General features: G+C 44.6%; 24 protein-coding genes. 9 read left to right on the plus strand and 15 right to left on the minus strand.

The window, feature by feature from the left end; translation table 11 throughout:
- Positions 1 to 24: 24 nt before the first annotated feature.
- Genes L4D79_RS12820 through L4D79_RS12830 form a run of 3 tightly spaced genes read right to left on the minus strand, consistent with a single transcriptional unit; the run spans position 25 to position 2,731 of the window.
- Positions 25 to 993 carry a TRAP transporter substrate-binding protein gene (locus L4D79_RS12820; RefSeq protein WP_428651957.1) on the minus strand — a complete coding sequence of 323 codons (969 nt, stop codon included), beginning with the start codon at positions 991 to 993 and terminating at the stop codon, positions 25 to 27.
- 24 nt (positions 994 to 1,017) lie between these two features.
- The gene (locus L4D79_RS12825) at positions 1,018 to 1,746 is read right to left on the minus strand and encodes an SDR family NAD(P)-dependent oxidoreductase (protein ID WP_428651958.1); all 729 of its coding nucleotides are present in this window, start codon (positions 1,744 to 1,746) and stop codon (positions 1,018 to 1,020) included.
- A gap of 31 nt (positions 1,747 to 1,777) precedes the next feature.
- Positions 1,778 to 2,731, minus strand: coding sequence for an aldose epimerase family protein (locus L4D79_RS12830; protein WP_428651959.1), 954 nt, complete (start codon positions 2,729 to 2,731; stop codon positions 1,778 to 1,780).
- Between the two features lie 314 nt (positions 2,732 to 3,045).
- Between L4D79_RS12830 and L4D79_RS12835 the strand changes: the two genes are divergently transcribed.
- The 4 genes from L4D79_RS12835 (at position 3,046) to L4D79_RS12850 (ending at position 7,748) form a co-directional block, all read left to right on the plus strand.
- Positions 3,046 to 4,359 (plus strand): FAD-dependent oxidoreductase, encoded by a 1,314-nt coding sequence (locus tag L4D79_RS12835; protein WP_428651960.1) that lies wholly within the window; start codon positions 3,046 to 3,048, stop codon positions 4,357 to 4,359.
- Positions 4,360 to 4,756: 397 nt separating this feature from the next.
- Positions 4,757 to 4,921, plus strand: coding sequence for a hypothetical protein (locus tag L4D79_RS12840; RefSeq protein WP_428651961.1), 165 nt, complete (start codon positions 4,757 to 4,759; stop codon positions 4,919 to 4,921).
- A gap of 446 nt (positions 4,922 to 5,367) precedes the next feature.
- Positions 5,368 to 6,876, plus strand: coding sequence for a glycoside hydrolase family 18 protein (locus L4D79_RS12845; protein ID WP_428651962.1), 1,509 nt, complete (start codon positions 5,368 to 5,370; stop codon positions 6,874 to 6,876).
- A 323-nt stretch (positions 6,877 to 7,199) separates the two neighbouring features.
- Positions 7,200 to 7,748, plus strand: a complete 549-nt coding sequence (locus L4D79_RS12850; protein WP_428651963.1) for a prepilin-type N-terminal cleavage/methylation domain-containing protein — start codon at positions 7,200 to 7,202, stop codon at positions 7,746 to 7,748.
- Between the two features lie 74 nt (positions 7,749 to 7,822).
- Here L4D79_RS12850 and L4D79_RS12855 read toward each other — a convergent pair whose 3' ends face one another.
- Complete coding sequence (locus tag L4D79_RS12855; RefSeq protein ID WP_428651964.1) at positions 7,823 to 8,338, minus strand: prepilin-type N-terminal cleavage/methylation domain-containing protein; 516 nt, start codon at positions 8,336 to 8,338, stop codon at positions 7,823 to 7,825.
- A gap of 104 nt (positions 8,339 to 8,442) precedes the next feature.
- On the opposite strand from L4D79_RS12855, the gene L4D79_RS12860 reads away from it, so the two are divergent.
- Together L4D79_RS12860 and L4D79_RS12865 are read left to right on the plus strand one after the other, a co-directional pair.
- Entirely contained in the window at positions 8,443 to 8,784 is a 342-nt protein-coding gene (locus tag L4D79_RS12860; RefSeq protein ID WP_428651965.1) for a hypothetical protein, read from the plus strand.
- A 228-nt stretch (positions 8,785 to 9,012) separates the two neighbouring features.
- Entirely contained in the window at positions 9,013 to 9,243 is a 231-nt protein-coding gene (locus L4D79_RS12865) for a hypothetical protein (RefSeq protein WP_428651966.1), read from the plus strand.
- Between the two features lie 77 nt (positions 9,244 to 9,320).
- Here L4D79_RS12865 and L4D79_RS12870 read toward each other — a convergent pair whose 3' ends face one another.
- From L4D79_RS12870 to L4D79_RS12890, 5 genes are all read right to left on the minus strand, one after another.
- Positions 9,321 to 9,752 (minus strand): hypothetical protein, encoded by a 432-nt coding sequence (locus L4D79_RS12870; protein WP_428651967.1) that lies wholly within the window; start codon positions 9,750 to 9,752, stop codon positions 9,321 to 9,323.
- On the minus strand, positions 9,731 to 10,597 hold the full coding sequence (locus tag L4D79_RS12875) for a winged helix-turn-helix domain-containing protein (RefSeq protein WP_428651968.1): 867 nt from the start codon (positions 10,595 to 10,597) through the stop codon (positions 9,731 to 9,733). The genes L4D79_RS12870 and L4D79_RS12875 overlap by 22 nt, the downstream gene beginning before the upstream one ends.
- Before the next feature lie 118 nt (positions 10,598 to 10,715).
- Positions 10,716 to 12,260 carry a methyl-accepting chemotaxis protein gene (locus tag L4D79_RS12880; protein WP_428651969.1) on the minus strand — a complete coding sequence of 515 codons (1,545 nt, stop codon included), beginning with the start codon at positions 12,258 to 12,260 and terminating at the stop codon, positions 10,716 to 10,718.
- A 355-nt stretch (positions 12,261 to 12,615) separates the two neighbouring features.
- Positions 12,616 to 13,983, minus strand: coding sequence for an anaerobic C4-dicarboxylate transporter DcuC (gene dcuC, locus L4D79_RS12885; protein ID WP_428651970.1), 1,368 nt, complete (start codon positions 13,981 to 13,983; stop codon positions 12,616 to 12,618).
- Between the two features lie 325 nt (positions 13,984 to 14,308).
- The gene (locus L4D79_RS12890) at positions 14,309 to 15,178 is read right to left on the minus strand and encodes a LysR family transcriptional regulator (protein ID WP_428651971.1); all 870 of its coding nucleotides are present in this window, start codon (positions 15,176 to 15,178) and stop codon (positions 14,309 to 14,311) included.
- Positions 15,179 to 15,277: 99 nt separating this feature from the next.
- On the opposite strand from L4D79_RS12890, the gene L4D79_RS12895 reads away from it, so the two are divergent.
- Positions 15,278 to 16,489: an MFS transporter gene (locus tag L4D79_RS12895; RefSeq protein WP_428652593.1), complete on the plus strand. Its 1,212-nt coding sequence runs from the start codon at positions 15,278 to 15,280 to the stop codon at positions 16,487 to 16,489.
- Positions 16,490 to 16,561: 72 nt separating this feature from the next.
- On the opposite strand, the gene L4D79_RS12900 is transcribed toward L4D79_RS12895, so the two are convergent.
- The 5 genes from L4D79_RS12900 to L4D79_RS12920 all read right to left on the minus strand — a co-directional run bounded on the left by L4D79_RS12900 (position 16,562) and on the right by L4D79_RS12920 (position 24,303).
- The gene (locus tag L4D79_RS12900) at positions 16,562 to 18,451 is read right to left on the minus strand and encodes a methyl-accepting chemotaxis protein (RefSeq protein ID WP_428651972.1); all 1,890 of its coding nucleotides are present in this window, start codon (positions 18,449 to 18,451) and stop codon (positions 16,562 to 16,564) included.
- A 171-nt stretch (positions 18,452 to 18,622) separates the two neighbouring features.
- Positions 18,623 to 19,834 (minus strand): anaerobic glycerol-3-phosphate dehydrogenase subunit GlpC, encoded by a 1,212-nt coding sequence (gene glpC, locus L4D79_RS12905; protein WP_428651973.1) that lies wholly within the window; start codon positions 19,832 to 19,834, stop codon positions 18,623 to 18,625.
- Positions 19,831 to 21,174, minus strand: a complete 1,344-nt coding sequence (gene glpB / locus L4D79_RS12910) for a glycerol-3-phosphate dehydrogenase subunit GlpB (RefSeq protein ID WP_428651974.1) — start codon at positions 21,172 to 21,174, stop codon at positions 19,831 to 19,833. Before glpB ends, glpC begins: the two co-directional genes overlap by 4 nt.
- Positions 21,171 to 22,874, minus strand: a complete 1,704-nt coding sequence (glpA, locus tag L4D79_RS12915; protein ID WP_428651975.1) for an anaerobic glycerol-3-phosphate dehydrogenase subunit A — start codon at positions 22,872 to 22,874, stop codon at positions 21,171 to 21,173. The genes glpB and glpA overlap by 4 nt, the downstream gene beginning before the upstream one ends.
- Before the next feature lie 256 nt (positions 22,875 to 23,130).
- Entirely contained in the window at positions 23,131 to 24,303 is a 1,173-nt protein-coding gene (locus tag L4D79_RS12920) for a GGDEF domain-containing protein (protein ID WP_428651976.1), read from the minus strand.
- Between the two features lie 266 nt (positions 24,304 to 24,569).
- Here L4D79_RS12920 and L4D79_RS12925 point away from each other — a divergent pair, with 266 nt between their 5' ends.
- Both L4D79_RS12925 and L4D79_RS12930 read left to right on the plus strand, forming a co-directional pair.
- Entirely contained in the window at positions 24,570 to 25,241 is a 672-nt protein-coding gene (locus L4D79_RS12925; protein WP_428651977.1) for a hypothetical protein, read from the plus strand.
- Between the two features lie 91 nt (positions 25,242 to 25,332).
- On the plus strand, positions 25,333 to 25,521 hold the full coding sequence (locus tag L4D79_RS12930) for a DUF4250 domain-containing protein (protein ID WP_044623045.1): 189 nt from the start codon (positions 25,333 to 25,335) through the stop codon (positions 25,519 to 25,521).
- 44 nt (positions 25,522 to 25,565) lie between these two features.
- Here L4D79_RS12930 and metR read toward each other — a convergent pair whose 3' ends face one another.
- Positions 25,566 to 26,477, minus strand: a complete 912-nt coding sequence (gene metR / locus L4D79_RS12935) for an HTH-type transcriptional regulator MetR (protein ID WP_428651978.1) — start codon at positions 26,475 to 26,477, stop codon at positions 25,566 to 25,568.
- Positions 26,478 to 26,647: the final 170 nt, after the last annotated feature.

The following is a 26,647-nucleotide window of genomic DNA, read 5'->3' on the forward strand; positions in this document are numbered from 1 at the left end:
TGGTACACAAGCCGCTATAGTCCATCAAAGTACCGATTTCACCGTGTCCCATGTGCCTTTTGGCCAATAGCCATCTTTTTCCATTGTGGCCGCTTCTTCTGCAGCCAACTTAATTAGTGGGGTACGGTCGATGCTGTAGACTTTTGCGCCTTCAGAAATCATTGCTTGCTTCATCTTTTCGCTATCTATCACGGCTTCTGCCGTTAACCAGTTCACCGCATCTTGTGCAGCTCTTTGTACTATTTCTCGCTGAGGTTCGCTTAATGATTGGTACTTCATTTCATTAATTGAAATATCAACCGCTGAGAAAATGTGATCGGTTTCTGTGATATGTGGAGCAGCGATATGGAATTTTTGAGAGTAGGCTCCGCTATAATCGGCCTCGGCAGCTTCAACCAGGCCGCTATTTAATGACAGGAATACCTCTGACCAGTCAACTTGAGTCGGCTGAGCTTGAGTACTTTGCCAGAAACGCAAATAACTGGTTATTTGTGGTACCCTGATTTTTAGTTTCTCAATTTGTTCAACGTTTTCAATTGGTTTGGTGGAAAAAAGCACCCTAGCTTGGTCAGGCCCAGCCGCCAAAATTCTAACGTTTGCGCTTTCAATAAGAGAAGCATTCCATTGCGCAAACGCATCACTGGCAAAAAACTTTTCCATGTGAGGATTATCTTCAAAAGCCAAGCCCCAACTTAGAATGCCAAACTCAGGAACGTATTCGCTAAAATACTCAGGTCTTGTAAAGTTAATATCAACGGTGCCCATCATATGCTGCTGAATAACTTGTGGAGCGGTTCCCATCGCATTACCGCGAATTAGGTTCACCTTGATTTCATTGTTTGAATATTCCTTTACATTATCGGCAAACTTCACGGACATTCTATCAAGTAAAGATCCGACAGCTTCAGAGCCGGCAACAACGAGTGTTTGGGCATTGGCAGCACCAGATAACATAACTGATAGCAATGCAGTAGTAAGTAATGTTTTTTTCATAATTAAAGAGCTTCCATTCATGTATTAATCGAGGTACAAACCACCGTTAAGATTGACTACCTCTCCGGTCATATAGGTGCAGCGCTCACTAGCCATAAAGGTCACTAGATCAGCAACCTCGTTAACTTCAGCGTACCTTTCAAGAGGGACTAAGTCGGTCACCTTACGCTGCTGTTCAGGAGTTAATGCTTTTATTAAATCTGTGGAAACTGCCCCTGGAGCTACTGCATTAAAGCGAACACCAAATTTTGCGGCTTCAACAGACATAGCGCGAGTAAAGCCAATGACTGCTGCCTTCGACGTGGAGTAAGAGGCATTATTACCAAATAGCGTTCCTCTCTTTCCGGCAAAAGACGCAAGGGTGACCACATTACCTTGCGACTCTTTTAATTGAGGATAAAAAGCCCTAGATACCATATAAACAGCATCAGTATTTACTTTCATTACCTTCTGCCAACTCTCAGATGTTAGCTCTTCCAAGGCTGCTGGCTCGGTTATACCTGCGTTGTTCACTAGCACATCGACATTTCCAACTGCAGTTAGGCAGTTTTCAGCGAGTGACAAAATATTCTCTTCTTTTGTTAGATCGACTTGAAAGTAGTGTACTTCGCTAGGCAAGCCTTCGGGTCTTGGCTGTATGTCGGTGATAATCACAGTCGCTCCTTCTGCAAGAAAGCTTTCCGCAATGGCTTGGCCTATCCCTTGTGCCCCTCCAGTTACAACGACATTTTTTCCTTCTAATTTCAGTTTCACGCTATATACCTCTCATTCATTTGTTTTCTTTTTAATAAGTAAATAAGTAATGATCTTGCTCAGAATACTTTTCTCCCCGTTTAATTAGGGAGCGCATGTGATCTCCTTGGAATTGATCAGCCGTTGAATACATCGGCTCGATACATAATGCGCCATGAGTTTCATTTCTTGATTGATTGATTGTTAACTCATTGTTCGCTGAATAAAGTTGAACTGCCGGCTTGGTCGATTTTACTGTCAGGTTAGGTGAACTATTTTCAGGGGAGATAAGGGTAACCTCCTGTGCCCCTTGCTCGAACAAAAAGCAATGGTTCAAGCCTCGGCAATCTGACAACTTACGGATAGAAGTTGGCAACTGTAAAAAATCCAATCGCTTAGGTTGGCTAAAGTCGATCTCAGTGCCTTCAATATGTTCAACTTTATCTAAAGGAATATTGAGGGTATCTGTGGATACCACTTGCTTTGCGCTTAAGTGCAGACCATGTCGGTAAATTGTTCTATCTTTAGTTAGATTAAAGTATGCATGATTTGTCATGTTCACTACGAGATCCCTAAAAGCCTCTAAGTGATAACGGATAGCAAGACCGTTTTCCAAAATTTGAAACTCTACGAAGAATCGGCCAAGGCTTTGTTCTTCCCACGTTAGGCAAACACATTCTTCTGACTGCAAGGCGACCGCCCAATGCTGTTTGTCCAACCCAAGCCTGCCGCCGTGAAGGTGGTGTCGTCCGTAGTTTTTATCCAACGTTTGTGTCTCATAAGAGGTTTCAATCTTTCCATCTCGAATGAGGTTTGCCAGAGGGCCGATTGTCGCACCTACATAACCAGCTAATTGGTAGTATTTTTCTGTTTCATTTGGGGCAACAATAACATTGCTATTTTTCGAATATCCCAATGCATGCAGTCGAGCACCGTAGGTACAAATTGACGCATGTACACCTGAAGCATGACGTAATGTGATCACTTCGACTTGTTTGCTTTCCATGCTGCATTTTCGTCTCTTTGTGAATCTATAATAGATACACTCCCATTCGATTCATCTGTTTTCAACCCTCTTAGTGTGGTTATTAACAAAAATGTGACCTTCGCATGACTTTGGCTTAATTATTGTCTTGTGACGTGATCTAGTCCTCAGCTCCCTATTGATATGGCTTTTTTGTGATTTTTTTTGTTAGCACGATTACAAATATTGGTCACATTTTCAGAATATTCACAGTTCTACTGATTGATCATAATTCACCTAAAATGTAACTATAATAGATACATTAATGTTGAGCGATGATGCAGATAGGACCTTATATGAGATTTGTTACCCAGCCTGAAGTGAAAATTTCAGTAAATAAAGAGTGCGATATATTGATCTGTGGCGGTGGGCCGGCTGGTTTTGGTGCCGCGATGGGGGCTGCAAAAGCAGGGAAAAAAGTAGTCCTGATTGAAAGAAACAACGTGTTAGGCGGTATGGCTACAGCCGGTTTAATGAGTCACTGGACTGGCAATACTGAAGGACCAGTGCTGAATGAGCTACTGGAGCGAGCTCAAACTGCGGAAAACGATTACAACTATTTCGGCGACAAGGTATTGAAGGCTAAGTTTATTATTGACCATGAGAAACTAAGTCTGACTATGATAAAGATGCTTAAGGAAGCTGGTGTTGATGTCATGTTCTACACCTTAGTTAGCGATGTCATCATGGCGGAAAAGCACATTGAAGGTGTCATCATCGAAAGTAAGTCAGGTCGACAAGCTATTTTGGCCAAACGCATCATCGATGCCACTGGTGACGGTGATGTTGCTGCTAAAGCTGGTGCACCTTTTTATATTGGTCGAGAAAGTGATAGTGCCATGCAACCTGTCACATTAATGATGCAAGTTGCAGGAGTTGATTACGATCGGGCAATTTTCCCTGGTGAATTTGAAGATAATGTAAAAGTGCCTAAAGGCTATATCCAGGATCTGGCTCATGACTACTTTGATAATCCTATGGGGCATGTATTACTTTACCCATCTACGACCAAAGGGGTTGTTACGGTAAACATGACCAATTTGACGGGGGTAGATGGGACTGATATTGATCAAATATCAAATTCAGAAGCAGAATTAAGATTGCAAATTGAAAGAATCGTTCCTTTCCTTCAAGAGTATGCCCCTGGATATGAAAAGTGCTATTTATATCGTACTGCATCAATGATTGGAGTGAGGGAGACAAGGCACTTTGAGTGCGAATACACAGTGACAGAAGAAGATATCGCCGAGGCTAGGATCTTCGATGACTGGATTGCTACGCGGTGCTATTTCAATTTCGATATTCACAATATTGAGGGAGCAGGCCTTGATGAAAACGGTAAACAGAATGAGTTTACCCAGACACAAAAGTATACTTTACCTATGAGAGCCTTAATTCCACTCGAAATTGAAAACTTGCTACTTGCCGGGCGTTCTATTGGTGGTACTCACGTTGCTCACTCAAATTTCCGGGCAATGGCAATTTGTTTGAACATTGGGCAAGGTGCTGGTGTATGTGCGGCTATGTCTATTGATGAGGGAGCTTCATTGAGAAAGACAAAGTACTTGCCAGTTAGATCAGAACTTACAAGGCAAGGGGTAGTAGTGTAGGGTAACAATGATAATTTCGTTTTTTATTTGTCATTATAATCGGCTTTCTTAGAAAGCCGATTTGGATTTTATAATTTAATTATAAGTGGTTACTCTAGATGTGCGGTGAAATTAAAAAAAGATGCATTATTAGTCTGTTGTTTAATAGATGTTTAGTTCGGAATAAGATTCTCAGTCAAAGTTTCTCACTAAGTTTATCAATTTTACAGTGTGTAGAATTAGGAATTTACTCGCTATATGTTCGGTATAATTCTTTACCACACAGCTTGTTGTAAATTACATCATTGATTAACTCTTTAATTGTTGGTATTTATGAATTGACCGCTGAAACTGATCATGTTTTAGCAAATTAATTTCTTAAAGTTAATACTGTTGATTGAGATGGATTACTTGGCTAATGAACGACCATCAATATATACCTAAATTATTTCAAGATGCAGGATTCAGAGGGTTGTCAGCTCTTTTAATGCAAGGTGAAGCTTTGCAGGAATGCCGTTCCCTTTTGAAAACCTTCAATGATGGAGTGGATGGGCTGACACACTCCAAATGGCGAGATTTATAAGATTCTATACTACGTTATTGCTTTTTTATTTAGAAGCTCTAGATCTTAAAACCAATGCCTTGTCTACAAGTTTATAAATTCTCTCTAAATATACACCTTGAGGTAACTTGGGTATAGATATTAAAAGAATAAGCACCTATCGCACTTTTAATTTTCTTAGTGGTTGTTATTAAAACTGATAGGTAAATGATCTCTCTAATTGGAGAGTGAACATAAAAAAATGATTGGCTGTCAAAGAATTTTTGTTAATTAACATTAATTAAGCCTTAATTGATATTAAAGATTAATTATTGATGGTGTATAAGTGGATCTTCATTCATATATTACCTCTGTAATATTGAGTTTTTTTGTTATGGGTATAAATTTATTTTCGAGTTAATTTTTTAACTCTAGGATACTTATAATACTCACCAATATATCTAAATGTAGAAAATAGGAATCAAGGAATGAAGCGGAAGACACTTTTTTCATTTTTATCAATAGCGTTGTTATTAGCTGGGCAAGTTAGCGCAAATACTATAGGTAATGTTATCGGTTATATTCCCGATTATCGATTTGATGCCGTCAAGAAAATGGATATCACGATGTATACCCATATCCACTTTTTTTCGGTGACACCGCTTGCTGATGGTAGTTTGGGATGGCCTCCAGGTAACAACGAAGTATCGATGGCACAGCACTTTGTCGACTTTAAAAATCAAGCGGCACCTGAAGCAAAAATGATGATTACTTTTGGGGGGACAGCCGAAGCCAGATCGAAGTATTTTCCTGAGATGGCATCTAATTCCGTCGCAAGAGCTGCATTTGTTACCAATGCGATAAACCTGGCATTAGAGTGGCAAGCTGATGGTATTGATATCGATTGGGAGTGGGGATATCGCCCTTCAACTGCGGTAGATAAAAACGCTTATACCAAACTTATGCAAGAGTTAAAAAGTGAGGCAAAAGAGCATGGGTTATTAATTTCAAATGCAATCTCACCCAGTGCGTATTATGGTGATAATACACCGATGGAGGCACTGGTTGATTCGGATTACGTAGTGGTTATGTCATATAGCTATAATGGCGGATGGGCATCTACCACCGGACACCACTCTAGCCTTGAAAGAAGTGAGCGCCTAGGCTTTCAATACTGGGAGGATAGAGGAGTCTTGGCTGAACAGATCAATATAGGTGTGCCATTTTACGCTAACCATTATTTAGGAACGACAAGTGTGGATTCGAGTTTTTCTGACTTCCAAGTTCTTACTTTCAATCAAGTACAAAGCTTAATTACAAAAGGCTATAAAATTGTTGAGGATGACTGGCTAGGTACACACGCCTATTCAGATACAAATAACAGCATTGTTTTTTACGATAGTCCAAACAACATTGCGGCAAAAATCGAGTATGCCAATAATGCTGGATATGGCGGAGTCGTTGTTTGGGAAATTGGCCAGGATGATACGAATCAGACTCTATCTAAGACCATTGAAATAGCGAATGATCCCGCTCTTGCTGACAAACCATCAGCTGTTATTGATGCCCCAAATACTGCAAAGGTGAATGAAACTGTGGTGCTGGATGCTCAGGGCTCTCATAGTGCGATTGGCCCAGTGAGCTATCAATGGACTTGGAATGGTAACTCGGTAGGTTCCGATCAAGATAAGTTGGTGGTGACTTTTCATCAACAACATATTGGGCAAAACCTGTTTTCATTGCTCGTCACTGATAAAGAAGGCAATACAGATACGGTAGAGCATACTATTGCGGTATCTTCAGGTGTCGATCCTATATATTGTGATGGCCTTGCTGCTTATCAGAATTATGACGTCAAAACGGGTAATGGAATTTACATGAAAGGTGACAAAGTTCATTACTTAGGCACTAAATATGAGTCTTTGGCTAATAACTTGTTCAATGTTGCACCTGATAGTGCTGCTCATTGGTGGAAACCTTTAGGGCAATGTGAATAAAGTTTAGATTTCCCTATTTTAATCAAAGCTGTCGAATTACTAATTTGATTATGTATTCGCTGCAGATTGTGCAACCTCAAGCTAATCCAAACAGTGAGAGGTTGCAATGCTGCGTGCTGTTTACTTTTCCGAATGGTTTTATTGCTTTATGTCGGTTTTATCAGTGACTTCTAGGTTTGATGAAACACTGTTGAGGAACCATTACTACGATAAATACCTAATGCGCTTCACATTTTACCTCGGTATGCGCAATTGGCATTGACTCTTTGACGGTTCGCCATTAAATTGACGTGGTTTAGAGTAAATACTCAGTGGTTTTTATAATGAAAAAGAATGGCTTTACACTGATAGAGTTAGTTGTCGTGATCGTCGTACTTGGCATCTTAGCGGTTACTGCTGCACCTCGTTTTTTGAACTTGCAGGTTGATGCCCGTAATTCTGCGCTAGAAGGGCTAAAAGGTGCCGTTGAGTCAGGTTTAGAGATTGGCTTCGGTAAAATGGCTATGGCTGGTCTGGAAAGTCGGCCTTACTCAACGAATAAAGATACAGAAAACAATAAAGCAGTAGGTATTCCTATTGCTGGCTGTGAACACGATGGAAGCAGTCTGTGTATTTTTAGGTATGGTTATCCTGAGTCTGACTTTTATACGATTACAACCTTGGTAGATGGTATTAATAAACACTATGAGAAGGACAAAGACTGGGGGATAACGAGGATTAGTAATGACGATGCATTGATTATCACCGATAAAACAAACCTTGTTTATAACGGTGATACACCAATCCTAAAGAATGAAAATTGTTATCTACGCTACGTTCATCCGACTCAAAAAGACGAGACCTATAGCTTAGAGATTATTGCCTGCCAATAGGTTTCAGCTGTTCCAATGATGACAGCCGCTCTCTTTTAAGAGGGCGGCTTTTTATAAAGGCCTTTTAGCGTTTGCTAACAGCCGGTATCAATTACTTGCGTTAGTAAATCACCGTTATTAGCAATAGCTAGGAAACAGTTGCTGCTTAGTAATTCATCTTTCGATGTGGCGGCTCCATAAATGACGGTACTTACTTTACTTGGCGCTGTTTCTCCTGGAGGAGTAATGCTAGGAGAGGCGGTACCAGTAATCCAGTCTAAGTTATCGGATACATCGAACGCGTTCAAATCGGTGTCCCAGACTTTGCTGAGGTTGTCGGGTGTTGCTACCGGGAACCCGTTAAATACTTCGATAATAGAACCGTTGTCTAGGGGGACTTCAGCTTCGCCCTTTTCGTTGCCAGCGATTGCAGCTTTGGCAAATGTGATGTTTGATGCGCCCTCAACAGCACCTTTTGCACCTTGAAGTACGGACTTTCTCGCATCAGATTGAATATCCATAAACTTAGGTGCTGCAGTCACGGCTAAAATGCCAAGTACGACAATCACTATGACTAACTCGATCAAGGTAAAACCCTTGTTATTGCTCATTGCTAATTTCCTTAAATGAACGCCTGCAGAGTAACAAATGGTATGCTATCCCATAAAACATTCATAATATGATGCCCTCACTAATGCGTACAGCATTCCATTTAATGAAATCAGAATTTTTAATTCTTGGTGTGATCTATGTCACGATGTTGTTTGGGTGGATTAAAGATAAGTTATTGAAAAGTAGTTTTTTAAAACAAGTTCACAACTCAGCATGGTTGCAGAGACATGCTTTCATTGATAACCTGAATGGGCTAGGGCGTAACGATTTGGGATATTATGTACACGATTTTTTCGTTACTCAAATGGGTAGTCTTGATTTACTTGGTCAAGACTGGACGTATCCAGGAATCAACTTTTTTGAAATGGAAACAAATGACCTTGAATGCTGTCACAATGATCGTGCTGCACTCAACCATGGTCATCCATTTAGTGGAAGGGGTTGATTTGCAGAGCAATGGAACTGGCGATGGGTATTATCTAAGAGAAACGTTTTCTGCATTACACAATAAGGAGGCTTGAGCCTCCTTATTTTTTATTTATCATCAATTTTATATCTCGCTTAATACGAATTATGTGATTGATATAAAAAATAAATTTTGAATTCGCCCGCCACACGCCTAATACTGCACACTGTTTTCCAACAAACCATACCGTGAACATACCGAGTAACGTTGGAGAACCATTCCATGAAAAAGACCTTGTTAGTTATGGGCAGCCTTGTTGCTTCATTGAGCTTTTCCCCCATCGCAATGGCAGATTTAGAAGACTGGCATGAAGAGCGTGTAGAGGAACGCAGAGAAGAACGTCGGGAAGAAAGGCGTGAAGAGCGACAGGAAGAACGACAAGAAGAGCGTAGAGAGGAGCGCCGTGAAGAGAGAAGGGAAGAGCGCCGCGACGACTAATTTGCTGTAGATGCTGCTGAGTGGCACAAGGTGCAACTCAGCAGCGCTATTATCTACCTAGAGGGGGTTACTGGGTATTATTGAACCGGCTTGAGTCGATATAGCTTGAGTTCATAGCCATTGTAAAAGCTGGTGAGTAGCCGGTTTTCGCCGGGGATCAACCGTACCGAGCTAACAACATTGGTGTTTTTATCAAGGTTGTCTTTTAAGCTTGGATCATCGGCATTGGCATCGATTTGCCGAATCACAATACGGTCATCCACATCTTTCTGGTAGTGGCTGAGGTATTTCACTTCAAACTTCTGATCTTGCTTGTCTTGCCCATAGACATTCATCTTGTTTCCGTTTAGCTCAACGTAAAACCGTAAGCCATTTTCCGCCGTGGTGTACCACATGCCTTCATGCTGGCTGAATGTCGGTAGGATCCTTTCCTTGGCTGTTATTAAGGCGGCAGAAAAAATCAGTATGGTAATGAAGAAATGAATAATTACGGTTTTATTTTTGAACATACTAGATTCTCGTCACAGCCATAAAGTGTTTCTTTTACTTTGTCGATGTACTGGTAGGTATTTTGCTCGACTAAGCCTTCAAGCATCTCAATTTCATTATCATCAGGAATGAACAAGACGGTTGTGTCACCCATGGTATAGGCGGTATCGGTTGGCAGCAGCCAATGCAGCAGGGCTACGATCACTAAGCTGACACACAGAGCTGAGAGATAAAAACGAACAGATTTCAGGTGGGCGAGCGAGTTTTCGTTTTTTCTAGCGCTACGCTTGGTCGCTGTTAGGATCGAATCTTCATGCTGAGTGGCTTCTTGGGTGATTGTAGTAGGTTGTTCGGTAGCAACGGCACCATTCGATGAGTCTTGGCTAATACCCGCTGTATGTTGAGCGTTGGTCATGGTCGGTTCGGTATCGTGGTATTCAGGCTTAACCGTTAATTTATAACCACGCTTTGGCACTGTTACTATATAGGCTTTGCCTAAATCAAATAACTTGGATCTGAGACCGTTGACTGTCTGGTTAATAGTGAAATCAGAGGCGTAAGTCCCGGCCCAAATAGTGTCAGCCAATTCTTTTCGCAACGTGACTTCAGGGTAATTCTGGCAAAGGATTTTCAGTAGATCCATTTCCTTGATACGGAGCTTATTGAGCGCACCGGTTTGAGTGTGCTTTATCGTTAACTCATTGACAGAGACTTCCAGCGTCTGCAACGAGATATAGGGCGAGCTAGGTTGCTGGTTATTTTGCATATTGTTTGAGTAGTTGTAGTGAGTCAAAAGGTCATCAGGCCCAACCAATATAGAGGAAAAGCGCTGGACTACCGTTAGTTTTCTGTCAATAACGGCCATATTTCAAGCAAATAATTACTAGTATACTATGCATTCCTGTTGTTGATAAAACAGGGTTATGGCAACCCTGTTATCATCACTGCACCCTATCGTTTTTGATGGTGCTCTTTCGAGCTAGTTACTCAAATGACTTACTCATCCGCTCTAGCAAGGTTACTTTCTGCCGCATTTGTTTCGATGCCGTTTCCATCATTTCGGCATGCTCGAGGTTTTTGGTTGAAAGGTACGATATTTGATGGACATTGTTGCTGACATCCTCGGTAACACTTCCTTGTTCTTCTGCCGCGGTGGCTATCTGGCTGGAAATTTCTGCAATCTCGTCGACCATTCTTACAACGTCACGTACTTTTTCGGCCGTTGTGTTGGTATTTTCAACGCATTGCTGGGTGCGGGTAATGCTCTCAGAGGTTGTTAGCTGCCATTGCTCGAGTGTGGTGTTGATATCTTCAATACTTGACTGGATCTGTTCAGTGGCGCCGTGGGTTCGCTGTGACAGTGCCCTGACTTCATCGGCTACCACGGCAAACCCCCGTCCTTGTTCGCCAGCACGAGCGGCTTCAATCGCAGCATTGAGGGCCAATAAGTTGGTTTGCTCGGCTATTCCTTGTATTTCAACCATCATGCTGTGGATTTGATCCGAGACCTTGCTGAGTGATTTGGCAGTGCTGGCTGTATTTTGAGTCTCAATTGCCAGTGTATTGATATTATCGAGGGTGGTTGTGAGTACTTGCTTTGTATCGCTACACTGTTTTTGTGTTTCATTAACTTTATCGTTAGTCATTTGCGTATTGATCGCAATTTCATTAGCAACCGCTGACAGCTCGGTAATTGCAGAGGCGACAAGCTGGGTATCTCGATCCTGCTCTGAAATAGATGCCTGTGTTTCTTGAGAAGCTGCCAGCAGATCATCGGCAACGGTATTGAGCGTTCTTGAAACGTCAGCAGTACGGCCAAGTACGGTTTTCATTCTGGCGTCATGAAGCACTAAGTGAAAATCGGCAATTGAAGAAGGCTTGTCACCGCTATAAATCAAGCGGGTGAGGCTGTCGTAGTCTTTTTCGAGTCGTTCAAAAAAGCGTGGGGTAGCAAATAACTCCTCACGGTAAAGTAGCCCGAGCATACACAGGGGCAGCAATTCACCAACGAATTTATATTGGTCGAGAAAGAAAAATGAGCTGGCAATTGAACCTATGATCAGCAAGATGGCGACACACAATTTTTGCATGACAGAAAGCTTGAAACTGTATGGGTTTTTCTTTTGATTGAGTTGCTGGTAGGTCGTAGAGGCTGTGTTTTTCATCGCAGTGGTGGGCTTGCGCCTCACGGATTGGAAGCCAATAAGCTGGTTGTTTTCGTATAAAGGGGTGACGTAGGCATCAACCCAATAGTGGCTGCCATCTTTACAGCGGTTTTTTACGATCCCACGCCATGGTTGACCCTTTTTAAGGTGTTGCCACAAATCGGCAAAGGCCTGAGGCGGCATGTCGGGATGGCGGATAATATTGTGATGCTGGCCGATTAACTCTTCAGCGCTATAGCCACTGATCGCAACGAATTCCTCATTGGCATAGGTGATCACCCCCTGGGTGTCTGTGGTAGTAACAAGCTGTGCTTCCGGCCTGAGTTCAACCTCATGATTGTTCACATGCTGGTTCTTTCTCATCGTAAGTTCCTCTTCATACGCAAAAGGCCTGACGACAAAGCCAAACTACAACTCTACAAGGCCGAAACTATCATTTTGTTTTTTGACAGATTTATCACTGTTCTTACATCTACTGTAGACGGATTTTGGAGAAGGTATATTACAGCGAGCGGGGAAATGCTGTAATATTTCGCGCGAATATGCCAATTTGGCATAAAGGTCTGATAATGGTTTGCTTTTGAAGCGTTTTATGGGTTGCTGCAGAGAAGGGAACTTAAAAATCAAAGCAATATTTTGATTGTAAAAAATCCCGATAAGGCGGTTGCCGTACCGGGATTATATCTATTAATCAGTGTGCTGAATCAGCTATGCACTGTTAGCTGTACATCGGAACCAGTGCAACGGTACCGATGATAACTGTCGCCAGACCACATAGAACAGGCACTGAAGTACGCTTAACCACTTCGAATGGGCTTACATTACCCATGCCAGAGGTAGCAACGATTACGCCTGATACAGGAGAGATCGTACGGCCTAGGTTAGAGGCTTGTAGCATTGGGATGATAAGGAACGCTGGGCTTAGGCCCATTTTGCCCGCAAGCGCAGGGGCTAGTTCAACAAACGCGTAGAATGGTGCGTTACCAGAACCCGTTGCGATAGCTGCAGCAACGGTCAAGCCCGTCAGTAGCAACATTAGTGCGAAACCACCTGCACCTGCCGCTTCAGCAAGGCCGATAAGGTTGTCGATGGCGCCAATAGACATCAGACCTTGGGCGAACACCCCCGCCGCAACCAATAGCATTACAACACCTTTGAATGCGTCAGCCATACCTTGGTAGCACGCTTCTAGATCTTCCAGTGTTTCTTTACCTTTGAAGCGTTTAGTCACGAAATCAACCATAGCACCGATAAAGATAGACATGACTACGATAGTGTAGATATCTAGCGATAGGCCAGGAATGGTTTCACCGTTGAAAGCAAATACGCCGATGATAGGTAGGAATGGCAAGATAGCGTAGTAAGCAGGTGCTTTTACTTCGATTTCAGAAATATCGACTTTTTCCATGACGATATTTTCTTTCTTATCCAGGTACTTGTTCCAGAAGAACGCCGCCGCTGCCATCACGATAATGGCGCAGATAGAAACAGGAAGTACAGTTTCAACCGCGAATACGTGTAATGGTAGGCCTGATTTCTCTGCTGCAACAATCACATCACCAGATGTTGGCGAAAGAATGATTGCTGCTGGCGATGCACAGATAGCAACTGCTGCAGGACGAGAGATGCCCATGGCGGTCATCATTGGGAATAGGGTAGCCATCAGTAGTACACCCAGACCCGTTGCTGAACTTACTGCCAGTGACATCAAACATGCAACGATGTATGCGGCTACCAGTAGAATATAAGGTGATTTGATGACTGAAAGTGGTTTAGAGAATTGTTTGACCACCACGTTGTTGGCACCAATGTGCGTCATGTAGGACGCAAAACCACAAAGCAGCATGATCTGCATACCTAGGCCGCCACCACGGTACTGAAGCATGTATTTTACATACTCTAATGAGTCGGTGACGAAGTTACCGGTAGCCTGAATCTTCTCAGGTAGTACGTTATATCCTAGAACGCCGGTAATGAGCAGCAACAATAGACCTGCTGTTAATAGAACGCCCGCAGGTTTGTATCCTTTAATAATGAAATAGCCAACAGCAACGGTGACTGTCAAGCCAATCAATAGCTCCAACATGGAAAAAATCCTCTTAAACCACAAAATTAAGAAACAATGTGTCAATTGATAAAATTTACTTACACATTATTTTCACTAAATTTACCTAAAAAGTGGTGGAGGGACGACAATAATCGGACCAGTTTATGATCTGAAACAGAATTTTGAGTAATGTGTTAATATCGCGCTACAGGCATGAAAAAACACGCAACATCAATTGTTTGATTGTCGTTAATGATTATATTTTGACTGCACTTTGAGCATTGTTTGTTAAACGCAGTAAATACATTGCTTAGACTCGTTAATAACTGATTTACCGTGTTACAAAATGTAAATTTGATTACATTTAGCGATTATTTTTTACATACTCCATGAATGCTTTATCGGCGACGGATAAATAACCATCTTTTCGCCATGCAATGGCAATATTCAATATCACTGGCTGTTCGAATGGGATAGGGACTAAACCTGATTCGTTTTCTGTCACCATATCCAGCAGAGCCGTAACCGCAAAATCGTTACGGACAATTTTCAGGATCATTGGTAACAAATTGGTTTCAAAAGCGATGTTAGGCTCGAAGTTATTTTCCTGACAAATGCGGTCGATATATTCGCGGTGGAAGTACCCCGGCTTGAACATGACCAAATCTTGCTCGAAGAAGGTCTTGAAGTCGATGCTTTCTAATACGGCCAATGGGTTTTCTGGGTGAACGGCGGCCACCATTTGGGTGGTGAGAAGGTGCTCTGTAGCGAGCCTGTCGGGTATGTGATCGCAGTGGATAATGCCCAAGTCGAGTTCTTTTTCCAGCAGCATCTGGCGAATGGTTTCGGTACCGGCTTCGACAATGGTCAGTTTGAGATCAGGGTACTGGCTTTTAAAGCCCATTAAGATATCGGGTAAGTAATATGATCCCAGCGAACTGGGTACACCCAGTTTAACTTCACCCTTAGTTAGCCCCTTCAACTCTTCCATCGCGACAGTGGCGTCGTGAACACTTTGTAGGATCAAGCGGGCATGACGTAGCAGTACTTCGCCTTCTGGTGTGAGGGAGACGCGGCGTTCATTGCGGTCGAATAGGACAATACCTAGTTGTTCTTCAAACTTTTTAATGGCGATACTCAGCGCCGGCTGGGCGATATGAAGCTTGGCTGCTGCCCGGGTAAAATTGGCCGTCTCGGCCAACGTAACAAAGTAACTAAGTTGGCGAATATCCATTTCTATATATTTCCTTTATAGCTTCTATATTTTTAATATATTTTCATTATTCCCATTGGATTGCTACGGTTGGATCAGATTTATTTACTGACAACCGACATGATAGACATTCAAACGACCGAGTATCGAAGAGCCAGTTTCGCCTTGTGTTTAGGTTCTTTTTTGATTTTCTGCAATTTGTATTTATTCCAACCCATGCTGCCCTTAATGGCAGAGAACTTCGACGTTTCAGCAACAAAAGTGAATTGGCTGGTGGCTGCGGCAACATTGGCGCTGGCCGTAACCCTTGTTCCCTGGGCAGTATGGTCTGAGCGTATTGGTCGGCGGCCAGTGATGTTAATTAGCCTGACTTTATTACCTGTGATTGGTTTTTTGATGCTGACAGCAGAGAGCCTATTGATGCTCAGCTTGAGTCGAGCACTAATGGGGGCCGCTTTAGCCGGGTTTGCTGCTGTGGCCGTGGCCTATATGGCTGAAGAGTTTACCTCACGGGCCTTGATGCTGGCAGTGGGGGGCTATATCAGTGCCAATTCGCTGGGCGGCATTGTTGGTAGGATCTCCGGTGGCTTTTTGTCAGAGCGTTTTGGTTGGCAAGGTGCCGTCATTTGCATGGCTATATTTAGCCTCGTTGTTGCCATCGCTATCTATTTTCTCTTACCCGAGCAACGCAACTTCAAGCCAGCCAAAGGGCAATTGCGCCAACAAACCTATAGCGTTTTCGTGCATCTCCGTACGCCAGAGCTGTGGCAAGCGATGTTGATTGGCGGTGTTAATTTCGCATTGTTCGTTAATTTGTATTCTGTCATGGGTTTCCGCTTAGTCGCTGAACCTTACTCAGTACCGGTAAGCTGGGCGTCGATGATCTTTTTGTGTTATCTCAGCGGTACGGTATCGGCAAAACTCAGCGGGCGCTGGACCCAGCGCTTTTCAGCTGTACCCGGTATGGTATTGGGTACGTGCCTCAGCGCAATGGGCATGTGGGTCGCATGGTATGAGTCTGTTTATGCCATGGTCATCGGGTTGTTACTGATCAGTTCTGGCTCTTTTTTCACTCATTCCTTAGCCTATGGCTGGATCAGTCAAAGAGCGAAGACAGCCAAAGCAACAGCAACGGCTCTATATTTGGTGCACTATTACGCTGGCGGTAGCTTAGGTGGCTTCTATCTGATTGGTTGCTGGCAGTATTTCGGCTGGACCGGGGTGATAGCGGGGGGGTCAGTGTTATATGTACTAATGGGCGCGCTATGCTACCGCCTATATGCCAGAACGATAGGGAGCTCAGACACTGTTTTGCCATCTGACCCCCGCTAATTTTGGCTACGCAACGATAGATATCGCTATATATACCCAAGCATCTTGAAGTTACTTGGGTATATGACGATATCACTTGTATTTGAACTGACCAACCACGGTATCGAGTTGTTCAGCCATATTGGCAACGTCTTGGCTACTGGTACTGGTTTGACTGATTGCAGCTGCAGTATGGGTTGCCAGCTCAGCAATCCGGTGGATGTTTTGGTCGATTTCTGCTGATACCGCCGCTTGTTGCTCGGAAGCCGAGGCGATTTGTAGGCTTCTATCCGAAATATCTGTAATAGCCTCCACGATCAAGTCCGCGGCTTCTTTAGCTTGCTTGGTGTGTGCAACGGTATCGCTTGCCAATGTCTGGCTGTGTTGCATGGCAGATACGCTTTGGCTTACTGTTTCAAGCAAGTGCTCGATGGTTTGCTCTATTTCTTGTGTAGAGCTATGGGTACGCTGAGCCAGTTGACGGACTTCGTCGGCAACGACGGCAAACCCTCGGCCGTGTTCACCGGCTCGTGCGGCTTCAATCGCGGCGTTGAGGGCGAGTAGATTGGTTTGCTCGGTAATGTCTCTTATCACCGATGTTACCTTATTGATGTTTTGGCTCTGCGTCTCCAGAGTCAGAATTTGGTTTTGCGCGACTTCAATTTCGCTGGCAAGAGAGTCAATTGATACTGCGGCCTGTTGACTGATTTCCAAACTTCTTACCGCATTATTCTGTCCATTCTGCGCTGCGGTGGCGGTATCGTTGATATTACTCGCTATTTCGCTGCTGGTTGCCAGCAATTCATTGACTGAGGTCGCGACATTGGCTGATTCGCTTTGTTGCTGCTCAGCATTGGCCAGACTGCCTGATGCCGCAGATTTAGACTCATTGGCTGCTCGAGAGAGCTGTTGGGAAATGTCGGCAATATTATTGATGATGGCTTGGAGTTTGCTGGTGAAAAGATCAAATGAGCGACTCAACTGTGCCAGTTCGTCATCGCCTTGGTCATTCATTCTCACGGTTAAATCACCTTCTCCCTGTGCGATGTCCTGCATCATGTTGTTGACAGCGTTTAAGCGTTGGCTGATGGTCCGGCTGATCACAAACAGTACCAACGTCATGATCAGGGTTATCACCCCACCACCGATAAGTAGAACGGTTTTTTCCTGCGATTGCATCTCATGGATATTGTGAGTGATTGTCTGTTCTAGCTGCTCTATCTGGCTTTCGACAAGCTGGACATTGGATCTCAGTTCACCATAGAGCCCTTCAGAGTACTTAAGCCCAATGTCAGTATACCCTTGTACAAGTTCATCAAACATCATTTGATAAATGGTCAAGCTTCGCCTCAACGTTCGTTGTTGTGATGATGTCAGTTCGCTAGTGGCCAACGTTGATAAAAAGGAATCAAGATTGTTGTTAAAGGCTGACACATGGTTGAGATCTTTGGTGATCAGGAAGTCTTTTTCATTTCGTCGAAGGGTTAGCAATAGCCGGTAGAGTTTCTCGTCGTTGTTGGTAAGAAGTAACTCTTCAGTATTGTTAGCGGCTGAGCGGATGTTGCCTCTTAAGCCTTCCGTAGGGGATAGGCCCAATAGAATCGTTTGGTCGGCAATAATGTTGAATTGGTTAGCGTAGTTGTTAAGTGATGCCAGAACCTGATCAAATTTAGCATTGTTGACGTCGCTATATTGGGCTAATGATACTTTTACTTTTTCTAATCGTGTGTTTAGTTCAATTTGCTTTTGGTTGAATTTTTCAACATAGCCAGCATCAAGGCGGGCAAGGAAGTCTTTTTCATGACGACGCAAGGTAAGTAGGTCGGCATTACTGTGAGCGGTTTCTTGGGCTGCTAGCTGAAGGTTGTCCAACTTCATAAATGAAAGACTTTCGAAAATACCAAACGTCACCATTGCACTAATCAAGAATAGGCTGGTGAGATAGAGCTTTGCTTTGATAGTGCGGAAAAAATGGCGTTGCATTTCACTCTCCCTGTTATTGCCAATAACTGCCGAGAAAGTGTCAGTGTTTGAAGACATTCAAGTCGGCTTTGTTATATACAACTATAGGATCAGAAATGAAAAAATCCCGAAAATTGCATCGACTGTGGGGGAACAGAGCAAATTTCGGGACCGAGGGTTATTGCAAAGGGTTTATGCTAATGCCATAGCAAGAAGTGAAACAGGGTGGATTGTTTCTAAATCCGTATTCTCTTCAATCTGCCATTTACAGGTCTCACAGTCCGTAATCGCAAAATCGGCTTTCGAGCGTTTGATTTGATTGAACAAATTACTGCCTATTGCCATAGAAGTATCATAGTTTTCCGTTTTGAAGCCATAGGTGCCCGCGAGACCACAGCATTGGCTGTCGAGCACTTCAACGTCGAGGCCAGGGATCATTTTCAATAGTTCAATGGTGTATAAACTGCCGCCGGTTTTTTCTAGGTGGCATGGAGTGTGGTAGACCACTTTCTTATTGATTGGTTTCATCTTCGGTGCACGCCCGTTCATGAACTCTTTTAGCAAGAAGCGGGTAACGTACTCAATCTTGTTCGCTACCTTGCTATTATCGACTTTCAGCACATTCGGATACTCTTCTTTCAATGTGAAAGAACAAGTTGATGATGTGGAGAGGATAGGGGCGTCATGTTTCTCGACGGCCGCTGAAAAGTTCTGGATGTTCAGCTTGGCATTCTTCTTCGCTTTGTCGAAAAAGCCATTGGCGATCAAAGGAACACCGCAGCATTTCTCCTTGTCCATCAGCTGTACACCGATGCTCATCGCATTCATCACGCTAACAAAATCTTTACCCAGCTGCGGATGGTTGTAATTGACAAAACAACCGTGGAAATAGTGTACCTGTTTAGGGTATAGCGCCTGGCTGGTGCAGTTTTGCTTATACCAGCGGCGGAACGTGCCGTGAGAATATTTTGGCAAGCTCTTGTGATCGTGCACCCCAATGGTTTTGTGCATGATCTTCTTAACCGGTTTCAGCCCCGTAATGGTATTGACGATCGGTGCAAAGGGGGTGGCGGCCGTGCCCATTAAGTCGGTATGGCTGAGTACAAAGTCACGGATGGTTTTGATATTCATCGGCAACTTGGCGTGCTCATCACGCGCAACGGCAATCATATCGCCGATTTTAACGCCCGACGGACAGGCGGTTTCACAACGCTTACAGTTGGTACATAGCTTAAGGGTTTCATCGTAAAAGTCCGGACTTTTGATCCGCAGGCGCTCACCATCCGGACCACACTGCTTAGGGCCTGGATATTCTGGGTTGGCTTTGGCAACCGGACAGTAGACTGTACACACTGTGCACTTGATGCATTGGTCGAAGCTGGTGTCTTTTTGCAGAAGGCTCATGCGATAGTCCTTTCTTGTTTTGGCTGTGTATCTGTTGAGTGTTGTTCTTGGTGCTGATGCGCGTTGATCATCTGCTGGGCGACATAGTAGCCAGTTGAAATAGCAACGCCTGAGCCCGAACCTTCCTGGACCGGATCATAATGGGCCAAAATGGCGCCGGCGCAATACAGGTTGTTGATCACCTGATTGTTGATTGACGGGTTTAGTTGGTTATTGCAGTCAATCCCCATTTTCATGAACGGATGACTCTGCGGGGTAAAAAACTGAGGCTGATACCAATGGTCACGATGGGTACTATCAGCCATGTCCAAGCCAAAAATTGGTTCGCTGACTTCATGACGCTGAGCAGATAAGCCCTTGCTGAAAAAACTACCGCTGGCGAGCAAGAAATGATCGGCAATCAGTGGAATGTCTTCATGGTTACGGGTGAATATTTTCACTAAGCGGTGATTGTCGAATTCGCCGTTGAGAACTTCATCGCCAGCTAATATCAAGCCACCTAAGTGTTTGTAGTGGGACTTCATTGCTTCTTCAAGGCGGATCCCCAGCAATGATGGCGGCATCGTTGGCAGTTCACAAATTTTGAAACCAGTGAGACCTTCAAGCAGTTTAATGGTTGCCGCACCGTCGCCATTACCGAAGATAGCTGGCAGTACGACGAGATCGGCCTTACCTACCTGCTGTATCATCGATTTGGCAAAAGCGTGCAGTTTGGTTTCATCCCGCAGAACCCGTGAAATATCGATTGAGCGGAATTCACACGGATTGCGCTGCATGTTGTCAAAATCAGGCAGCTCGACGGCAGCTGTTTTGATCTTAACCCCTTCAAAAGCGTTGAGCTTTGACAAGTTATCTGCCGCCAGCTGAGGCTGAAAGTCACGGAAGCCATCAACGGTGACCAAGGCAATTTCTGCGAGTCCTTGTGCTAACTGCTCTTGCGGGAACTGGTGAACGGTTTGCTGAGACAACCATGTTGAACGGAAAGTCCCCATAGGGGTGACACGGTAGTGATTTTTTTCATCTGCTTGTGCCGTTAAATAGACACCGCAGCGAGCCATAACATCCTGATACCAGTTGATGGCTTCACGGCATTGCAACTCACCTAACTTACTGTATGGGTGAGACGGGCACTGATTTTTCAGATCGCCGAATGATGAGAAAGGTGCATTAACCTGCTCACCATTGGGTAAGCGGCTTAGTACATCCACCGAGCCTGAAGAGAAGTGCAGGGCACTTTGTCCGGCAGCAATCACTGCCGTTTTCATACCTGCTTCGGCGCAGCGAATTGCGCAGCTCAGACCCGCGACACCGCCGCCGATGATAATGCTATCAAATTTCATTGTGTTACCTCGCCAGCAGGCTTATGTTGAGTCGTTGCAGGTATTGCTTGTTCGCTTGATTTGGGTGAGAGTTCGGTGTTCATTGCTTGTTGTTCTGGTAGATCGCTGACGCCGAAAAGTCCTTCATAGATCCAATAGGTGAATTCGCCTTCACGTAATGCATCACCCCAGAAAACGGGCTTGATCCCTTTCCAACGCTCTTCAAGAAACTCTTCCAGTAAATGGCTCGCTTCCGTGCCAGAGGTTTTACCGAATTCAGAGAATAGGCCTGCTGCACGGTAGGAGCAGAGTTCACCTTGGCAAGGGCCCATACCAATACGGGTACGGCGGCGAAGATCGACGAGGTTGTGAACGTCCAAATCTTTAATGGCATATTCCACTTCGCCACAGGTCACCATTTCACATTCACAGATCACTGCTTGGCTTTTCTTATCGCTGCTGAGGAATTTCTCTGCGCGTTCGCCATGACGATAGAAAGCGGATTGGTAAACCGGCTTGGCAAGACTGGCTGTCGCAGGCTTTTTCGGTTTCGTCTGCTCGGAACCAGGTAAGGGCTTTTCGTGGGTGATACACGGTGCGGTATTGCCGAGTTTTTTCGCAACTAGGTCGGTCGTCCATTCGGCCATCATTCGATAGGTCATCAACTTGCCGCCGGTAATAGTGACAAAGCCGTCTAGGCCGTCACGCTCGGCGTGATCAAGCAACACAATACCGCGGCTGATATTTCGACCGCTGGTATCGCCATCGACTGCAACCAAAGGTCTGACACCGGCATAGGCACGTAATACCCGAGTGTTGGCCATGATCGGCGCAAGCTTGGTGCCTTCTTCCAACAAGATGTCGATTTCTGTGCTGCTGACATGAAGATCATCAATTTTGTCGTAATCGATCCGCTCGGATGTGGTACCTATCAGCGAGATGGTGTCGCCGGGAACAAGGATATCGGCATCAGAGGGTTTACGGCAGCGGTTGATCACCAAGTTGTTGATCCGGTAATCAAGGATCAGTAGCGATCCTTTGGCTGGGAACATCTTGATGGAGAGGTCACCATATTCACAAATTTGCTGTCCCCAAATCCCTGCGGCATTGATCACTTGCTTGGCGCGGATTTCGAATGACTGTCCGGTTCTCATATCCAGGCAGTAAACACCACGAACTGTCGCTCCGTCTCTGATCAATCCGGTGACATGCGTGTGATTAAACAAGCGAGCACCATGCTCGACAGCATCCAAGACATTTGAAGCCGATAGACGGAATGGATCCAAGGTGCCATCTGGGACTTTCACTGCACCAATCATTGAAGGGTTGCAGTTTGGCTCTAGGCGAAGGGCATCTTTAGGAGACAGTTGCTCAACATCGATATCGGCTGCCTGACAAGATGAAATAAAGGTTTTTTGGAAATCGAGATCATCATCTGGCAGAGAAATAAACAGCCCTTGGGTATCTTCAACGCAATGGCGAGCAATGTTTTTCAGGATACGGTTTTCTTGGATACACTCTTTGGCTGATTCCTGATCGGTAACGGCATACCTTGCTCCGGAGTGGAGGAGACCATGGTTTCTTCCTGTTGTTCCTGATGCAAGGTCATCTTTTTCAACTAGGATGCATGGGATTCCGCGCAAGGCACAGTCACGCATAATACCGGTACCGGTTGCGCCGCCGCCAATAATCACAACATCTGTTTCAAACCAACTATTCATGTTCGTTTTCGCTTATTGTTTTGGTCCGTGGATCAGGAAATGGAAAATTCCTTCTACTTTATAGGCTGTAATATGCCACTTTTTGTAAGGATAATATTTGATCGGTCACACAGTTATGAGCGTTCGCGCATTCGAATGCGCTCAAATGTGATTGTTTGATTGAAAAAGGAACAATTTTTCGGAATGGAAACCATCACCCTTGTTGGATAGGGCGTTAATCAATGGTGATGTAGCAAAACGAAAGCTGAGCGGCTAATTAGGCAATGGCTTTTCGTCTTTCGCAGAGGTTGGGAAGGTAGTCAATTGGATGGAAGCGGAAACAGTCTCTGCCTGCGTCTTTGCAGTCATACAACGCTCTGTCGGCCCGCTCAATGAGCGATGACAGGGAGTCACTGTCACTATAGTTGGATATGCCAATGCTGGTGGTAAATGAGATGGCGGTATTATTAATACCTGTTTCTACTTCTAAGGCGCGGATACGTGACAGCATTCGCTCCGCAATATTTTCGGCATCGCAAGCAGTACAGTTGGGTAAAAAGATAATAAACTCTTCGCCGCCGAAACGGCCGAAAAGGTCGGTTTTACGAATACGCTCTTGCATGAAGCTGGCAAATTCTTTCAATACCTTATCGCCAACACCGTGTCCCCAGGCATCGTTAATGCGCTTGAAGCGGTCAATATCAAACAACATCACTGAGAAAGGTTGTTTCTTTTGTACACAGGCGGCCAAGTGTTTATCGGCGAGTTGCAATAGCATTCTACGGTTATAGATGCCAGTAAGGGGGTCGAGAGTGGCTTGCCGGTACAGCCGCATAAGCATATGAAGCTTTGATAACTGCGACCAAATGACCATCAGTGCCAAGACGTTCTGCAGCCAGTAACTGGCAATATTCTCAGGGCTCATCAGATGTCCAGCCAAGTAATCGACCAACAGTTGTGTCAGCGCGGTCACTGCCAACATGCAAAGGCTTTCTTTTAACGTGACAGGGAGAATAGTCAAAATAGCGACATGGATAATAGGCAATAGGGTATAGCCATAGACAAAGCCGCTGTATACCGTCGGGAAGTCAAGCACCCAAGAGGTATACAAGTAGAACATATTGATGCTGGCAACCATCAAGCCCATATACCATTGAGCACGCCGGAGGGTAGTATGCCGGTGGTTCAGCCAGGCAAGCGAGAGGAGGAATCCGCCTAATAGCAGCCGGGCACTCGCTATTTGGAAAGTATGCGTTTGAGCCAGAAACAATAAGTCAAAGGGTAACCATAGGATCACCAAGCTTCCCCATACCGAAGATAGCATTGTGATTCGACTGCGAAGGTAGCCACTGCGGGTATTTTTAAAACTGGTGGAATGGGCGCTGGCACTCCAAAGATCAGGGATGTAAAGCTTGAGTTTTTTTAGATATGAGTGCAGTGAAGATGTCATAATAGCGATTGCCCTTGCTAATTCCCGTTAGTCATAGATCCAAACCGCTATTGATCCTTGATTGCCATATACCGCTATTATTCCACAGTGGCATTTGCCATTCAGTGATATTGATCCAAAAAATAAGCCACTTATGCCTAGTTTGGTTAACAATGCGACTGACGTAAAAATCAGCCACGCAATGAATATGGCTTTTTCATTGTTGGTATCGAACTGGGTAATTGCTATCATCCCCGCACTTTGTTTTGCCTTATCAAGATTATCCCATGAACACAGCTTTAATTTTTCTGATCCCAGCTTTGCTTGGCGCCCAGCTGGTGTTAACCCTGGTACTCACTAAGGGAGAGATTTGCCCGGGGCAGCGGGGAAGGGTACATAAAACTCTGCCGGTTTTGCTATTAGGATGGTTGGTGGTTGCACTGTTCCAGCCATATGCGTTTTTACCATTGGGTGCTTTGGGGTATTTTACCCTTAAGGTCAAAACGGGGAAAACACGTGATGCAGGCCCCCTAAACGTTTTCTATGTGGCAAATGTACTGGCTTTCTTCGTATGGTTTTCGATGCTACTTACGCTGACATTACCCGTGGCAGTAATGAGCTTAGTGAGTGTTGCGTTGTTTGGCTCATTGCTCGCGCACCTTCTCCTGACCCAAGCCAGAACCCGGCTTCAGGCTTTTCACCGTTTGCTGCCTTTCGCTGGTTTTATCAGTGCGATGGTGAGCGTGCTTTGTTTGTTATGGCTTGCTTACCAGTTCGATGAAAGCCAGTTGGCATCGCTAACAACTAACGTTGTGGCGTCACTCGTCTTGCTTGTTGCAGGCCTACTGGTGTGGTCAATGCACTTATTGACCGGGAAAACAGTCAACCGTTGGCAGTTGGTGATTGCGGCGGGGATTTTAATGCTGTCGGCCAACATGCAGATGACCATGATTTTGTAACGATTGACGAAATGTGAGGCGGCGCTTTTTCTTTCCGCCTCATTCTGTCTATGCTTATTCATGAGTGAATACTTACCGAGGGGTAGGCAGTATGGAGATTAATAATCTTTTGAACATGGATGGCAATATCGTTCTCGGTATCGTGAATGAGCGATTACGCCTTGAGTGTTCGACGGTCGAAGAGCTGGTCAGCCGCTATGAACTCGATTTCAATGAGCTGAACCAGAAAATGGAAGACTTGGGCTACCATTACGATCCAATCAATAACCAATTTAAGTAAAACTACTCAATATCATCATTAGGCTGCAATGGCATTAAGCGCCACTATGCAGCCTTGATCCCTTCCAAGTGGGTTTGGCATTGCTGTTTAGCGGTAGCAAAAAATGCCGATAAATAGTGCCTTTCACGCTCTTGTGCTCTGATCGCGGCAAACAGTCGCCGCCATAGACCATCCCCTAATGGCTTGCTGACAATGAGCCCTTGCCGCGCAAAGTCAAATACTGCCCAGTTAGGTAATGCAGCAACGCCTAAGCCCGCTGACACCATTTGGATCAGCATCAGGGTATTGTCGGCTTGTTTCCAGTTGGCAGGTTCAATACCGGCCGGTTGCATGAAGTGCTTCACGACATCAAGCCGGCTTCGCTGAACGGGATAGCTCAGCATGGTTTCATGGGCCAAATCTTCAGGATAAATAATGTCTTTAGATGCCAGTGGAGATTGTGGGGCAACGATCAAGCGCATTTCAAAGTCAAACAGGGGTTCGAAATGAATGTCACTGCGAGCCTGGATATCCGAAGTAATGACGAGATCTAGCTCACCGGCACCGAGCGCGGGTAACGGTTCGAAACCAAAACCGGATGAAAAATCCAACGTAACATTAGGCCAATGATTTTGGTATTCCTTCAAGGCAGGCATTAACCACTGGAAGCAAGAGTGACACTCGATAGCCATATGGAGTCGGCCATTGGTATCTTCTTTGAGGCTGGCAAGTTCATGTTCAGCCTGGGCTAGGCGAGGGAAAAGGTCATCAGCAAGTCGCAGTAAAATATCGCCTTCTGCGGTGAATTTTACCGGCCGGGTCTTACGCAGAAAAAGCTGGCTGCCTAGCCGCTGTTCCAAATCTTTCAGCTGGTGAGACAGAGCTGATTGCGTTAGGCACAACGTGTTTGCAGTGGCTGTCAGTGAACCGGTATCTCGCAATACCGTTAGCGTTCTTAAGTGCTTAATCTCAATCAAATCTTTTCCTCTATCTATCGTGGCGATGCATTCCTTAACTCGCAGCATTTACTGTATCTGTAAAACATGGCGGTGTAAACATCTAGACGTCCAAATGCAGTTTTAAGCATAGCTTGTCATATGAATTTTATTCAAGATAAACATTAGTGATTAGAAATTGCTCATGCTCA

The sequence above is a fragment of the Photobacterium satsumensis genome (genome assembly GCF_050336935.1).
Lineage (GTDB): Bacteria > Pseudomonadota > Gammaproteobacteria > Enterobacterales > Vibrionaceae > Photobacterium > Photobacterium satsumensis.